The 601-nt window shown below is 55.4% G+C and carries 2 protein-coding genes; both read left to right on the forward strand.

Going from position 1 to position 601, the window contains the following annotated elements; translation table 11 throughout:
- On the forward strand, nucleotides 1-278 hold a 278-nt coding region (locus tag EHO01S_RS19060), incomplete at its 5' end, for a hypothetical protein (protein ID WP_024525036.1).
- Between the two features lie 72 nt (nucleotides 279-350).
- A partial coding sequence (locus EHO01S_RS16845; RefSeq protein WP_024525037.1) for a phage protein GemA/Gp16 family protein occupies nucleotides 351-601 on the forward strand: 251 nt, incomplete at its 3' end.

A 601-nucleotide genomic window follows, 5' to 3' on the forward strand; every position in this document is an offset into this window, starting at 1 on the left:
TCGTGCTCACAGTCAGCGAGCATACTTACCAGCAGATTGAGGCTGCACGCCATGCCCGTCGTCCAGGTGCTGAGCCTTACGGCGTCGAGGAGTATTTCGAACTGCTGGCCGTGGAAGACACGCTGCGTTTGCAGAGGCAGATGGCAGAGCTGGCGGAGCATCAATGCCCGCTGTGCGGTGATGCATTGCCGGGTGACGTTCGTGGGTGCTTTCGTCGAGGTGAGCACGGTTGTGGCCAGGATGTGGCTAGACAGTCGTTGATGTTGAAAACGTTGTGAGGGTTGCGTGACATGTCACAAAAATAAATCGTGACGTGTCACGCTGTTTTTTTGAAATTACGGAGCCTGATTATGATGAAACGTTTAATCGGAGCCGTCAAGGCCGGACAAGCGTTCCTGGGCTGGGATGATGCCACTTATCGGGCCGTTATTGCCCGTTTAACCGGGGGTAAAACCAGCGCTAAACACTGCTCGCTAGATGAGTTGTCCGCTATCAAAGAGTACATGCACACCCAGGGATTCCCGCGTCGCGCACCGAAAAGCAAGGGGCGTCGCCCCAATGTGGCTAACCGTCGCAAGGCGAATCTGGCGAAGATTGAGGC

The organism is Edwardsiella hoshinae NBRC 105699 = ATCC 33379, from assembly GCF_000474215.1.
GTDB lineage: Bacteria > Pseudomonadota > Gammaproteobacteria > Enterobacterales > Enterobacteriaceae > Edwardsiella > Edwardsiella hoshinae.